Raw genomic sequence first — 14,873 nt, 5'->3', positions numbered from 1 at the left:
CCCCTCATCTCCTCTCATAACTCTCCCAGGAAGGTTGAAAACCACGCCGTTGCAGAAAGTCCTGTTGAATTTGCTGTCTTTGACGCAACAGTTCAGTATCCGTTGTACCTTGAGACATTTGTTCGAGTTCTAATTGCTCTAACTGTGCTAGTGCTGACAGGGGTTGGTCTGAAATAACACTCAGTCCAACAAGGGCGCGGCGTGCTTCGTTATCTTGGGGTTTTTGTGCTACCACTTGGGAATAAATTTCTCGCGCTGACTCATAGCGTCTTTGTTCAAAACGAATTCCTCCCAATGCCGATAGAGCATCTATATTATTGGGTTGCTGTGCCAGAATATTTTCATAAGCTTTGCTTGCTGAATTTAAATCGCCTGCGGCTCTGGCTAACTCTCCTTGCAATTGGTATGTGGATGGATTGTTGGGAAGGTTGGCAACTAATTGTTTGGCTCGTGTTTGTGCTTCGGTTGGATTGCGTTTGGCGATCGCTTGAATTAAACGCAGTTGCACTGGTATATAACTGGGGTCAACTTGTGCTAAGTAATTATATAAAGGTTCTCTCTGTGCTGCAGCCGGTAACGCACCTACTAAACTAAATAGTTCTGGAGGTGCATTGGTTGCTGGTTGTGTTGTCAGCCAATTGTTAAGAACGGCTTCTGCTTCTTGTTGAGAAATTCGCTTAGACTGATACCCGATACTTGTACGTCCTAACTGTGCAGCTAAATTCTGTGGTTGACGTGCTACCAATTGGTCGTAAATTGTTAAGGCTTCATCAAATCTTCTCTGTTGCACTCGCACGCCTGCAAGTCCGCGCAAAGCACCTACAACAACTTCTTCATCATTTGGTTGAGTCGCAAGCACGGCTTGAAAACGTTGAACGCTGGCTTCTAAATTACCTTCGCGTCGTTCAATTTCTGCAGCCAGCAATTGGGGTAACAAGCTTTTTGTCCCTTCTGGAGTTGCTGCATAAGCTGACAACGCTTGCTTTGCTGCATTTTTGTCATCCAGTTGTAGGTAAATCTGAGCTAACCGAAAGTACAAAAACGGAACTTGTACTCCCCCAGTATCAGCTTGGGATTCTATAAGCTTTTGATATACGGGTAAAAGTTCTGAATCTGGGTTATCAATGTCCGCCACTGCCAACCCTAACTGTTGCAACTCTACAGTATTTGCAGGTAGGGTTTGCAGTTCACTCGTCAAACGCTGTTTCAAATTATTCTTAGTCAGCATTCCCAACTTGTGTTCTAGAGCTAATTGCCGCACGATTAAGCTTTTGTCGTTGGGCAATTGGGCAGCTGCTTGTTGATAGAGTTGCAGTGCGGTTTGCTCTCCTTGCGGCAATCCGGTATAAACATCGGCTACTTCTCGCAAAAGTGCGGGGGATGGGTTGGGAGTGTCGGCGAGTGCTTGACGGTAAAGAGTGGCTACTTGCTGTGCTAAATTGGGGTCATTGGTAGAAACGCGAATTTCGTTGAGCGATCGCGCTAACGGTAAAACGGCATCCGGACGACCTTGTAATGGTTCTAATACCGATAGGGCTTGTGTGGTTTGTCCGTTGGCAATATATGTTTTGGCAAGTTCGGCGCGGGTTTCGATTGCCAGTCTATTCATCCCTTTGCTACGTTGTAACTGTGCTTCTAAAAGTGGTATTGCTCCTTTGGAATTACCAGTTTCTCTTAAAGTGTTAGCATAAGCGATCGCCGCATAGTCTGTCACGGGTTTACCAGTGGCTCTGTAACGGTCAAACAACTCTAAGGCTTTGCGATAATTGCGACTGTAACTGTATGCTTGAGCAGCACCAAGAACGGCTTCTGGTGTCGGATTGTTCGCCAGAACTATTTCATAATCTCCCAAAGCTTCGCGAAATTTTCCTTGATAGGAATAGAGAAGTGCTCGATAAGAACGGGCTTGTACATCGTTGGGGTTGAAATTTAACAGAGTACTGAGACTTTCTATACCTCGTACTTGCCACTCCGGGCGATATGTACCCATTATCCCTACAATTTTAAGCGCACCTTGATTGTTGGGGTCTTGTACGAGGACTTGTTGGTAGGTATTCCATGCTTCATCAATGCGCCCAGCCCGGTTGTAAGAAATTGCTAGCCCTAGTTTTGCATTCAGCGATCGAGGATTGCCCCTGACAGCTTGTTGAAATGATTTGATAGCATCATTAACCCAGCCTTTTTTTAAGAGGTTATATCCTCTTTGTACGGCTGACGAAGACTTTTGAGCTTGTGCTGGAACTATCTCAAAGGTGAGCGTTGCAATTGAACCAGCAACTAAAAAGAATGAAAAACAAAAAGCAGCCGTCAGGCTTTTTATTCTTTTTACAGAGGTTATTCTCATTCGCTAGTTCTCCTTCTTGGAGGGACAATATCTAATTCCGATCGCACCCTGACACCGAGAACAGCTTCTTCAAAATTATCTCGTTCTTGCAAGGTGAATCCCAACCAGAGATTGGGAAGCACGCGAAAATCATAAAACAGTTCCAACACATCTGGGGTATCTCCACGGCGAAGGCGATCGTTGGATAAACCTCGCCCGTAACCCAAACCCAAGCGATCGTCTGGAGTAAACAAGTCTAAAAAAGTTACGCCAAAAGAGTAAGTATCAGCGCCTTCTCCCAAATCGCGATTTTCGTAACGCCCGTAACGTCCGAAAACACCCATCTTTAAGTTAGGTATATAAACTTCAGCATTCAAACCATAGGCTTCTTCGCGATCGTCTTCTTGCGTTCCAAACAAGGTACTTGCTTGATTTCTGGCAATGCCAAAGCTTTCGGGAAAAGTATCGCGGTTACCTGCATCGCGGTTAGTGGCATAAGTTCCCCGAATAATTGCATTTCCATAACGAAGCGCGACTTCTCCTGCAAATCCATCCAAGGAAAAATCACTTATTTTATTTGATGAAGAAAACACGGCGGCTTTTGCTTCAATGTTGTCAGTGACACTCCAATTGACTAAAAAACCTGTTCGAGAAGCTATACCCGTTGCCGACAGGGCTGGGTTTGTTTGAAACACGGGGTTAAAAAACTGACTTGCCCCATCCTTAGCAAAGCTATTGCGGTCAAAATAAGACGTTAAATCTATTTGACCCAAAACAAAACGTAAATTGGGAACTCCGCCAAATGAAGTCGCAACATAAAGCTCGTTGATATTCAAACCATCTCCACGAGAATCAACAAGCAAGTCTTCGCCTGTCACTAAATCCAATGTTGCTCCAACCAAAGCCTGTGAAGAGAGTGGATAAGTTCCACTTACACGTGCGCGTGCAGCAGAATCGTCTCCTTCAGTTATATAGACGCCTTGTAATTTTAAAGAGGGCTGTCTGAAAGCTGTACTGTCAATAGAGGAACGAGGTTGTGAGAGCGATTGTGAAGTGACTGGTGGTGTAGTTGTTGGCAGCTGACTTTCTTCCCTGCTGCCTGTTGTCTGTTGCCTGTTTCCTTCTTGTTGATAGTTTTGCCCTGAATAAATGTTTGAAGTAGAAGCACCTGTGATTGATTGTGGCGAGACAGGTTGACAATTCAGTAGTATGTTGAAACTTGAATTAGGGGTGTTAGTAACAGATGGGGATGGTACAGCTTGGCAGTTTAACAAAATATTAAATGTTGATACAGGAGTTGAGGAATGAGAGGGCGGAGCCAGTTGTACTTGTTGTGGGTTAAAACTTGGTGCAGAAGCTGCGGGTAGTGGTGGTAGAGGAACCGATTGTGCTTGAGAGTTGAGTAACTGGTGGAAAGTTGGAGTTGATGGTGCAGTAAATGGTGCAGTAAATTCTTGTACAGGGGTTGTTGTTGCATTTGTACTGGGAAGTGGTAGCAACGGAGGTGATTGAGCGTGCAGTTGTCCTGTATTTCTCTCCGCATTTTTTCTGCTTGTCCGTGTTTGTGCAGGTTTTCCTGTCATTTCCTGTCGGAGAAAACCATTCTCCAACTGCTTGATATCACGAGCTGGTATTGGCTGTGCTTCCGAAGACGCGATCTCTTTGGACGTTGCCGTGTTAGAAATCAATGATGGATTACTAGCATTTCTATCTCCTGGTGGTGGAGGTAAAGTTTGTAAACCCGACTTCGATTGTCCGCGAGATTTTGGAGACTGGGGTACTGGTAATAAATCCCCTAGTTGGAGAAAATCTCTAGATTCTTGGTTTGGGTTTTGTTGAGCAAAACAAACTTCATTGACTGCTAGAAAGCAAATGATAAAAACTTTGGTAGAAAACAGCAGACAATCAGACCAATGGAACTGCTTTGGCAACATAGCTTTACGGCAATTCAATAGTGTGAACTTCATTAATTGTTTTTCGTTGCTAGATGTCGTCACTTTATCAAAAAACTGTGAGTTCTATGAACGAAAGATTGTAAATTTTGCAATCGTTCATTAATTTGTTAAAAACCTGTGAAGCTTTCTTTTTTGTTGCTTGTGTATTAGAAAATAGGTAAGAATATAACTTACCTCATTTTCATCTGGAGTCAATCCTGAATTTTTTTATGCTCAATCTCTCCTTTCAGCTAATTTGGCAAAAAATGAAAGATTTTGGCACAAAAGATTACTTAGCAGCCATTTCTTTAGCTCTCGTCACTGTTAGTTATGGTTGTGTTCAAAAAGCACAAGAAAGTGTGCAGCTAGAAGTAACAAGCGTGCAACCAATGGGAATTAATGGTATGTACAATATAGAGGGCAGCAGTAACTTACCTGACTCAAGTTTGGTGTCAGTAGCAGCAGTTCGTTACTTAGTTTCAACAGAAGGAAAACAACAGAAATCTTTGGAAGAAGCAAACATCAACCGCTCAATTCTTGCTCGCGAAATTGTGCAGGTTAAACAAGGACAATGGCAAGCAGACTTGAACTTGTGGCAAGTAGCACCTGATGGTAGATATCAAGAAGCTTGGCAAGCCAATCAATCGCAGATGAATCTGCGCCCCGATCGTAGCGTTAGATTTATCGCTACATTTGAACCAACTGCTCAATTAAAAAAATCAAACAAACAGCTTGAAAGCAAGCAGCTTCGCTTCACAAATGAAGGAGAAGCCTATCTACAAGCACACCAAACTCTTCAAGTACCATTACCGACTGGTAAAACAGTACCTCCTTTACAAAAAGACTCGAACGGTATTTTGGGAAATCAATCCCAACCACCAACACTGATTGCTAATGCACCCCTAGTTTCATCTACTAAATTCAAACAAACTAACGCACCCTTAAAACCTTTAGAATTTATGCGTTGAAAGCCAGTGTTCCATTTTTATACACTAAAACAGAAAACGTAGCAAGCCACGAACAACAACCTAATTTACACGTTGGGCTTTCAGTACAACTGGCTTCATCAGTGTTGGAAAAATAATACCATACATTACAAATCTGTGTATTCTGGCGAACAGTTGCACGACGACTCTAGAGACGCGCCATGGCGCGTCTTTAACCTATGATGAAAATTTTCTTTTTCAATTTTAATAAATTCAGGGGCTTTAAATCATTTGAGTAGATGGCACAGAGGATAACCTCTCATAGCTACTATCTGCCATCTGCCTTTATTCTGGTAACTTTTAATACAAAATAATCAGACCAATTTCATGATTGCCAATCACCATAGAACTTTGTAAGAATCTATATATTCCCTTCCTAACCAGAAAGCTGCACACTGCTCTGGTGAAGCGATCGCCCCAGGCAGGATCGATTTGCTGCACCCTGCAACAAACGCCCTCAACTGTCAACCCAAAACGCTCAATCTCTCAGTCTTTGGCTAATATAGTTTACGGTTTTTCGACCAAAATTGAGTAGTACTAGAGCACTATATATTAATATGTTGATATAATATATAGATGTCCGCTACACAGCGTGGCACCAGCGTTCGTTGAACCTTTAGTGTTTGCCAAAGTTAGAGTAAGTATTTTGCTCTAGCGTGACTCACTTTGCCATAATATTGATGGCTTACAAAATTTAGCTCTCCAATTAGGATTTCTAGTAGAGCCACAACTCTCCCAAAAATGGTAGGGATTGAGAGCCTACAAGAGTCGAGGAGCTTAAATGAAAAGTTTTTTTAAAAAATTTTTCATTTAGTTCTCAATATTGGCAAAGGAGATGCTATATTAGTAAGCCTAGTAGTGTGTGTAAATATTTAGATATTCTTTCTGGAACTGACTGTGGCGAATACAAAGTCTGCTCTCAAGCGTGCCAAAATCGCAGAACGCAACCGACTGCGTAATAAAGCTTATAAATCAGCAGTGAAGACGCTGATGAAGAAATATTTTGCTGCTGTTGAAACCTATGCAGCTAATCCGAGTACTGAACAGAAGCAAGAAGTTCTCAAGCATATGTCGGAAGCCTACAGCAAAATAGATAAAGCTGTAAAGCGTGGTGTTTTACATCCTAACAATGGAGCTAGAAAAAAATCCAAACTAGCGCAAAGGCTGAAAGCTCACTCACAACCTACAGTAGCTGCAGCGCAATAGTCATTGGTCATTAGTCATTGGTCATTAGTCATCAGTCACTAGGTTTTACAAAGGACAAAAGACAAATGACAAAGAACAAATGACAAAGGACAAATGACAAAGGACAAATGACAAAGGACAAACAATGCAGCTGATTGACACCCACGTTCACATTAACTTTGATGTTTTCCAGTCCGATTTAGAAGCAGTGCGCGAACGATGGCAAGCAGCTGGTGTAGTACATCTGATACATTCCTGTGTAGAGCCATCAGAGTTCTCTGGCATTCAATCCATAGCTCATCGCTTTCCCGAAGTCAGTTACGCTGTGGGATTGCATCCTCTAGATGCAGAACAATGGAATGAAAAAACAGCTCTTGAGATTTTCTCATGGGCTAGTTCTGATTCTAAAGTGGTAGCGATTGGGGAAACGGGGCTAGATTTTTACAAGGCAACCAACTACGAGCAACAGCTGATAGCTTTTGAAACTCAGTTGGAAATTGCTACTGATCTCAAATTGCCAGTGATTATCCACTGTCGGGATGCCACAAGCGAGCTAAAAGAGGTGCTGAGAAAATGGAAAAACATCAAAGGAGATAGTGTTCGGGGAGTCATGCACTGTTGGGGAGGAAACCCAGAAGAAACACAATGGTTTCTCGATTTGGGTTTCTACATTAGCTTTAGTGGAACGGTTACGTTCAAAAACGCGAAACAGATTCAGGAGTCTGCCACAATGGTGAGGAGCGATCGCCTGCTAGTGGAAACAGATTGTCCCTTCCTTGCTCCCGTTCCCAAACGGGGCGAGCGGCGAAATGAGCCAGCTTACGTCCGTTATGTAGCAGAGCAAGTCGCCAAATTACGAGGGGAAACACTTTCAGATATCGCCTCCCTAACCACCCGCAATGCCTGTGAATTGTTTGGCATAACGTTATAAAGGTTACCTGGCTTTAAACAATACAAGGGAGAATGAAAACACAAAAAGTTGCGGGGGGAAAAAATGTGTTAATATTAATTCCTCCAAAATCACTTTGTGTACGTCATAATGGTTAAGGAAGCGACAAATCAATTACAATTACACAAGTTGCTTCATTATTCACACGTACCATCCTTATATCTCTACAAGCGGATGCTCCGATTCAATCACAAACCCTTTCTGATAAGGCTAACCTATCTTTTTTCTGAGTAAGCGGCTATAGAAATACCTATTGTTAAATGAAAATTGCACAGGGTCCTAAACCTGCCAAAACAACGCTATCCCAATAGCAACTGGGCTCAGTAGGTTCTTATCTACTGAGCACTAAATGCCATTGTCTCATTGTTGTTGAAGATACTTTGTTTCGGAAAAACCCGGAGCGTAAAAACATGGCTTGAGTAAAATGACGCGCTTTTTGGAGGGGGAAGTGAGGAAAGCCAAACAACTAAAAAAATTAGTCATTGGTCATTAGTCATTTGTCAGTTGTCCTTTGTCATTTGTTCTTTGTTGTTTATGAAAGATTAATAACCAATAACCAATGACCAATAAGTGTCAAATGACCAACGACCTCTAATGGCTCCGTTTGCCCGCATCTACGAGAGTTGTAGGTGGTACGAGGAGAAGTTCTCACACACGTAATTGAAGTAAAAATTAGGTTGAAAAAGGTAGAGGCATGACTAACGAATCACTGATGGAACCCGCCTTTATGCTACCCGACTTGATAGAAATTCAGCGTTCCAGTTTTCGCTGGTTTCTAGAAGAAGGGTTGATAGAAGAACTCAACTCTTTTAGTCCTATTACAGACTATACAGGCAAACTAGAACTGCACTTTTTAGGTCATAACTACAAGCTCAAAGAGCCAAAGTACAGTGTTGAAGAAGCAAAACGGCGGGATAGTACCTACGCAGTACAAATGTACGTACCTACCCGTCTGATTAACAAAGAAACAGGAGAAATCAAAGAGCAAGAGGTTTTTATTGGAGATCTGCCTTTGATGACAGACCGAGGCACGTTCATCATCAATGGTGCGGAAAGAGTCATAGTCAACCAAATAGTGCGAAGCCCAGGGGTTTACTACAAATCAGAAATTGATAAAAACGGTCGCCGTACCTACTCAGCTAGTTTAATCCCTAACAGAGGGGCATGGCTGAAATTTGAAACAGACCGTAATGACTTGGTGTGGGTAAGAATCGACAAAACTCGGAAATTGTCGGCACAGGTACTTCTGAAAGCTTTGGGATTATCAGACAACGAAATTTTTGACGCTTTGCGTCACCCAGAGTACTTCCAAAAAACCATTGAAAAAGAAGGGCAATTCTCGGAAGAAGAAGCCTTGATGGAGTTGTATCGCAAGCTCCGCCCTGGTGAACCACCCACAGTATTGGGGGGACAACAGCTCTTAGACTCGCGCTTCTTTGATGCCAAACGCTATGACCTCGGTAGAGTAGGACGCTATAAGCTCAACAAGAAATTGGGGCTGCAAGTACCAGAACCGATACGTGTTTTAACACCACAAGACATTTTGGCGTCAGTCGATTACCTAATAAATCTGGAGTTTGACATTGGCAACACCGATGATATCGACCATTTGGGTAACCGTCGGGTCAGAAGCGTTGGAGAATTGCTGCAAAACCAAGTACGGGTGGGTTTAAACCGATTGGAAAGGATTATTCGGGAAAGAATGACCGTATCGGATGCGGAATCATTGACGCCAGCTTCTTTGGTGAACCCGAAACCGTTGGTAGCGGCAATTAAAGAATTCTTTGGGTCCTCGCAATTGTCTCAGTTCATGGATCAAACCAACCCATTGGCGGAACTGACCCACAAGCGACGTTTGTCAGCTCTTGGTCCTGGCGGTTTGACTCGCGAACGTGCGGGGTTTGCGGTGCGAGATATTCACCCATCTCACTACGGACGCATTTGTCCGGTGGAAACGCCAGAAGGTCCAAACGCTGGTTTGATTGGTTCTTTGGCAACTCATGCTCGCGTTAACTTATACGGGTTCTTAGAAACTCCGTTCCGGAAAGTGGAGAACGGAAAGGTACGGTTTGATTTGCCCGCTGTATACATGACGGCGGATGAAGAAGACGACTTGCGAGTGGCTGCAGGTGATTTGCCTCTAGATACTGAGGGGAATATTCTTGGACCGACGGTCACAGTGCGCTATCGTCAGGAATTTTCTTCAACCATACCAGAGCAAGTAGACTACGTAGCGGTTTCTCCCGTACAAATAGTGTCGGTTGCTACTAGCATGATTCCGTTCCTAGAGCATGATGACGCGAACCGCGCCCTGATGGGATCGAATATGCAACGCCAAGCAGTGCCGTTGTTGAAACCAGAACGTCCATTGGTGGGTACGGGTTTGGAAGCTCAGGGCGCACGCGACTCTGGGATGGTGATTGTCTCGCGTACTGATGGTGAAGTGGTTTATGTTGATGCCAATAAAATTCGGGTGCGGGTGAGCGATCCCTCTCAATTGGCAGCTATCGGTCACCGCCACAGTGCAAACAGTTCAAAATCCTTAGAAATTGAGTACACCATTTCCAAGTACCAGCGTTCCAACCAGGATACTTGTCTCAATCAGAAACCATTGGTTTATATGGGTGAGCGAGTGGTTGCAGGTCAGGTATTGGCTGATGGTTCTTCCACTGAAGGTGGTGAATTGGCTCTGGGACAAAATATTGTCGTTGCATATATGCCTTGGGAAGGCTACAACTACGAAGACGCAATTTTGATTTCCGAGCGATTGGTACAAGATGATATTTATACCTCAATTCACATTGAAAAGTATGAAATTGAGGCTAGACAAACCAAACTGGGTCCGGAAGAAATCACGAGAGAAATTCCGAACGTGGGTGAAGATGCCTTGCGTTCCTTGGATGAACAGGGGATCATTCGCATTGGGGCTTGGGTGGAATCTGGAGATATCTTAGTAGGTAAAGTGACTCCGAAAGGTGAATCAGACCAGCCTCCGGAAGAAAAACTTTTGCGGGCGATATTTGGTGAAAAAGCACGGGATGTGCGAGATAACTCCCTACGAGTTCCTAACGGTGAAAAGGGACGTGTTGTGGATGTGCGCTTGTTCACTCGCGAACAGGGTGATGAGTTACCACCTGGTGCAAATATGGTGGTCCGGGTGTACGTAGCTCAAAAGCGGAAAATCCAAGTGGGGGACAAGATGGCAGGACGGCACGGAAATAAGGGTATTATTTCCAAAATTTTGCCAGTGGAAGATATGCCTTACTTACCGGATGGTTCGCCTGTTGATATTGTTCTCAACCCTCTGGGGGTACCCAGCCGGATGAACGTCGGACAAGTGTTTGAGTGTCTGTTGGGTTGGGCAGGTCACAATTTGGGTGTGCGGTTTAAGCTGACTCCATTTGATGAAATGTACGGTGAAGAGTCATCGCGGAGCATCGTTCATGGCAAGTTGCTTGAAGCACGGGATGAAACAGGGAAAACTTGGGTTTATAACCCAGATAATCCGGGCAAAATTACCGTGTACGACGGTCGGACAGGCGAACCTTTTGACAGACCGGTCACTGTGGGCGTTGCTTATATGCTGAAGCTGGTTCACTTGGTGGACGACAAGATTCATGCCCGTTCTACAGGTCCTTACTCTTTGGTGACGCAACAGCCTTTGGGTGGTAAAGCACAGCAAGGCGGTCAGCGATTTGGAGAAATGGAGGTGTGGGCATTGGAAGCTTTTGGTGCGGCTTACACCTTGCAAGAATTGCTGACTGTGAAGTCAGATGATATGCAGGGGCGAAATGAAGCCCTCAATGCGATCGTCAAAGGAAAAGCAATTCCCAGACCCGGTACACCAGAATCCTTCAAAGTCTTGATGCGAGAACTGCAATCGCTAGGATTGGACATTGCCGTTCATAAGGTGGAAACACAAAACGATGGTAGTTCCTTGGATGTAGAAGTTGACTTAATGGCAGACACTGGAAACCGTCGTACCCCCCCACGTCCAACTTACGAATCTCTATCACGCGATTCAATGGACGACGAAGAGTAAGAGAATTTTGGATTTTAGATTTTGGATTTTGGATTAACAATCTGAAATCTAAGATCTAATTTCCCGGATTTTGCTAGCAATATTTCAATCTAAAATCTAAAATCCACGCATCTAAAATCGATGAGAGCAGCACAAAACAATCAGTTTGACTATGTCAAAATTGGGTTGGCGTCCCCCGACAGGATTCGAGCTTGGGGTGAAAGAACCCTACCTAACGGTCAAGTCGTAGGTGAAGTGACCAAGCCAGAGACAATTAATTACCGGACTTTAAAGCCGGAAATGGATGGCTTGTTCTGCGAGCGAATTTTTGGTCCGGCAAAAGATTGGGAATGTCACTGTGGAAAATATAAGAGAGTTCGTCACCGTGGAATTGTGTGCGAACGTTGTGGTGTTGAAGTCACCGAATCCCGTGTCCGCCGTCACCGCATGGGCTATATTAAGCTGGCTGCCCCAGTGGCTCACGTTTGGTATCTTAAAGGGATTCCCAGTTACATCGCCATCCTGCTAGATATGCCGTTGCGGGATGTAGAACAAATCGTCTATTTCAACTCCTATGTTGTTCTCAATCAAGGGAATGCAGAAACTTTAAGTTACAAGCAACTTCTGAGTGAAGACCAGTGGTTGGAAATAGAAGACCAAATTTATGCTGAAGATTCTACCCTCTCTGGAGTTGAGGTGGGAATTGGTGCGGAAGCGCTTTTGCGGTTGCTAGCCGATATTAACTTAGAGCTTGAAGGCAATTCTTTGCGAGAAGAAATTACTACCGCTAAAGGACAAAAGCGAGCAAAGTTAATTAAGCGCTTAAGGGTGATTGATAATTTTATTGCCACCGGTTCTAAACCAGAGTGGATGGTGATGACGGTGATCCCCGTAATCCCCCCAGATTTGCGTCCAATGGTACAGCTTGATGGTGGACGATTTGCAACCAGTGACTTGAATGACCTTTATCGCCGAGTCATCAACCGTAACAACCGTCTGGCTCGTTTGCAAGAAATTTTGGCTCCGGAAATTATTGTTCGCAACGAAAAGCGGATGCTGCAAGAAGCAGTGGATGCTTTGATTGATAACGGTCGTCGGGGACGCACTGTTGTTGGCGCAAATAACAGACCGCTCAAATCTTTATCCGACATTATTGAAGGTAAGCAAGGTCGTTTCCGTCAAAACTTATTGGGTAAACGGGTTGATTACTCCGGACGTTCTGTAATTGTGGTAGGACCAAAACTCCACATTCACCAGTGCGGTTTACCAAGAGAAATGGCAATTGAGTTATTCCAACCGTTTGTGATCCATCGACTGATCAAGAGCGGGATGGTGAATAATATCAAAGCGGCGAAAAAGTTAATTTCTCGTTCCGACCCCAGTGTTTGGGATGTTTTGGAAGAGGTGATTGAAGGACACCCCGTTTTGCTGAACCGTGCGCCAACACTACACCGTTTGGGTATCCAAGCTTTTGAACCAATTTTGGTGGAAGGAAGAGCAATTCAATTGCACCCACTTGTGTGTCCGGCGTTTAACGCTGACTTTGACGGTGACCAAATGGCGGTACACGTACCGTTATCTTTGGAGTCGCAAGCGGAAGCACGGTTGCTGATGTTAGCATCCAATAACGTTTTGTCACCAGCCACTGGTAAACCAATTATTACACCTAGCCAAGACATGGTATTGGGAGCCTATTATCTCACAGCAGAAAATCCCAACGCTAAAAAAGGCGCAGGGCGATACTTTGCTTCTTTAGATGATGTCATTATGGCTTACGACCAGAAGCAAGTGGAACTGCACGCTTATGTTTATGTCCGGTTTGATGGCGACGTGGAGACTGGTGAACCAGATACAGAACCGGTAGAAGTTACAACTCACGAAGATGGTTCCAGGACATTGCTGTACAAGTTCCGTCGTCTTAGAGAAGATGCTCGAGGTGAGATGATTTCTCAGTATATTCGCACAACTCCAGGTCGCGTTATTTATAATAAGGCGATTCAAGAAGCACTCTTCTAGTTAATTGTTAGTTGTTGGTTGTTAGTTGTTGGTTGTTGGTTGTTAATAACCACTAACCACTAACCACTAACCACTAACCACTAACCACTAACCACTAACCACCAACCACTAACCACCAACCACTAACCACTAACCACTAACCACTAACCACCAACCACTAACCACCAACCACCAACCACCAACCACTAACCACCAACCACCAACCACTAACCACTATCTACTATCTAATAACAAATGACAGAAAAAATGATTTTCCGGAACCGCGTAGTTGACAAGGGCCAACTGAGAAACCTAATTGCTTGGGCGTTTATCAATTACGGTACGGCACGCACAGCAATGATGGCGGACAAATTAAAGGATTTGGGTTTCCGCTACGCTACTAAAGCAGGGGTTTCTATTAGTGTTGATGATTTGATGGTTCCACCTTCTAAAAAAGCACTTTTGGAAGCCGCAGAAGCGGAAATTCGTGCCACTGAAGAACGCTATCAACGGGGTGAAATTACTGAAGTAGAACGGTTCCAAAAGGTAATTGATACTTGGAACGGGACGAGTGAAGCTCTTAAAGATGAAGTGGTTTCTCACTTTAAGAAAACTAACCCCCTCAACTCTGTGTATATGATGGCATTCTCCGGCGCACGGGGTAATATTTCTCAGGTGCGTCAGTTGGTGGGAATGCGGGGACTGATGGCAGATCCTCAAGGGGAAATTATTGACCAGCCGATTAAAACTAATTTCCGTGAAGGCTTGACGGTAACAGAATACATTATTTCTTCTTACGGTGCCAGAAAAGGATTGGTGGATACAGCGCTGCGGACGGCGGACTCTGGTTATCTTACCCGCCGTCTGGTGGACGTATCTCAAGATGTAATTATTCGGGAAATTGATTGCGGTACCACTAGAGGTATTCCTCTGGTGGCAATGAAAGAAGGTGGGAAAACTTTAATTTCCCTGTCAACACGCTTGTTTGGACGCGTTCTGAATGAGGATGTGGTGCATCCCACGAAAGGTGAAGTCATTGCGACTCGCAACACTGCTATTTCTGATGAATTGGCCAAGAAGATCGAAAAATCAGGCCTCACTGAAGTGATGGTGCGATCGCCACTCACCTGTGAAGCGGCAAGATCTGTTTGCCAACACTGCTACGGTTGGAGTTTGGCGCATGGGGAATGGGTAGATTTGGGTGAAGCTGTCGGTATTATTGCGGCACAAAGTATCGGTGAACCTGGTACTCAGCTGACAATGCGTACATTCCACACAGGTGGTGTCTTCTCAGGTGAAGTGGCAAAACAAGTGCGCGCTGATAGTGATGGTACTGTTCGCTACTCTAAGAAATTGCGTCTGCGACCCTACCGCACCCGCCACGGAGAAGACGCTCAGTACGTAGAGATGAATGGCAATATTTCTCTGGAAATAGCGACTGGGGCATTGGGCAATGGGCATGGAGAAGAAACCCCTACTC

At 44.4% G+C, this 14,873-nt stretch carries 8 protein-coding genes; 6 read left to right on the top strand and 2 right to left on the bottom strand.

What is annotated here, in order from left to right:
- Positions 1-4: 4 nt before the first annotated feature.
- On the bottom strand, positions 5-2,344 hold the full coding sequence (locus tag F7734_RS56085) for a tetratricopeptide repeat protein (RefSeq protein WP_155752832.1): 2,340 nt from the start codon (positions 2,342-2,344) through the stop codon (positions 5-7).
- Positions 2,341-4,290 (bottom strand): carbohydrate porin, encoded by a 1,950-nt coding sequence (locus F7734_RS56080; protein WP_155752831.1) that lies wholly within the window; start codon positions 4,288-4,290, stop codon positions 2,341-2,343. The genes F7734_RS56085 and F7734_RS56080 overlap by 4 nt, the downstream gene beginning before the upstream one ends.
- A 197-nt stretch (positions 4,291-4,487) precedes the next feature.
- On the opposite strand from F7734_RS56080, the gene F7734_RS56075 reads away from it, so the two are divergent.
- From F7734_RS56075 to F7734_RS56050, 6 genes are all read left to right on the top strand, one after another.
- On the top strand, positions 4,488-5,225 hold the full coding sequence (locus F7734_RS56075) for a hypothetical protein (RefSeq protein ID WP_155752830.1): 738 nt from the start codon (positions 4,488-4,490) through the stop codon (positions 5,223-5,225).
- Positions 5,226-6,140: 915 nt separating this feature from the next.
- Positions 6,141-6,449, top strand: a complete 309-nt coding sequence (gene rpsT / locus F7734_RS56070; RefSeq protein ID WP_166482771.1) for a 30S ribosomal protein S20 — start codon at positions 6,141-6,143, stop codon at positions 6,447-6,449.
- Between the two features lie 124 nt (positions 6,450-6,573).
- On the top strand, positions 6,574-7,359 hold the full coding sequence (locus F7734_RS56065) for a TatD family hydrolase (protein WP_155752828.1): 786 nt from the start codon (positions 6,574-6,576) through the stop codon (positions 7,357-7,359).
- A 712-nt stretch (positions 7,360-8,071) separates the two neighbouring features.
- Positions 8,072-11,419: a DNA-directed RNA polymerase subunit beta gene (gene rpoB / locus F7734_RS56060; protein WP_155752827.1), complete on the top strand. Its 3,348-nt coding sequence runs from the start codon at positions 8,072-8,074 to the stop codon at positions 11,417-11,419.
- Between the two features lie 120 nt (positions 11,420-11,539).
- Positions 11,540-13,414 (top strand): DNA-directed RNA polymerase subunit gamma, encoded by a 1,875-nt coding sequence (locus tag F7734_RS56055; protein ID WP_155752826.1) that lies wholly within the window; start codon positions 11,540-11,542, stop codon positions 13,412-13,414.
- A 234-nt stretch (positions 13,415-13,648) separates the two neighbouring features.
- Positions 13,649-14,873, top strand: a 1,225-nt coding sequence (locus F7734_RS56050) for a DNA-directed RNA polymerase subunit beta'' (RefSeq protein WP_155752825.1), incomplete at its 3' end; no start/stop codon positions are given.

Source organism: Scytonema sp. UIC 10036 (assembly GCF_009725235.1).
Note: the sequence above shows the minus strand (reverse complement) of the source record. Positions and strands in the feature narration are given on the sequence as shown.

Coding starts and splice junctions, on each gene's coding strand:
- F7734_RS56085 (WP_155752832.1), bottom strand. CDS start 2,344: ATGAGAATAACCTCTGTAAAAAGAATAAAAAGCCTGACGGCTGCTTTT.
- rpoB (WP_155752827.1), top strand. CDS start 8,072: ATGACTAACGAATCACTGATGGAACCCGCCTTTATGCTACCCGACTTG.
- F7734_RS56080 (WP_155752831.1), bottom strand. CDS start 4,290: ATGAAGTTCACACTATTGAATTGCCGTAAAGCTATGTTGCCAAAGCAG.
- F7734_RS56055 (WP_155752826.1), top strand. CDS start 11,540: ATGAGAGCAGCACAAAACAATCAGTTTGACTATGTCAAAATTGGGTTG.
- F7734_RS56075 (WP_155752830.1), top strand. CDS start 4,488: ATGCTCAATCTCTCCTTTCAGCTAATTTGGCAAAAAATGAAAGATTTT.
- F7734_RS56065 (WP_155752828.1), top strand. CDS start 6,574: ATGCAGCTGATTGACACCCACGTTCACATTAACTTTGATGTTTTCCAG.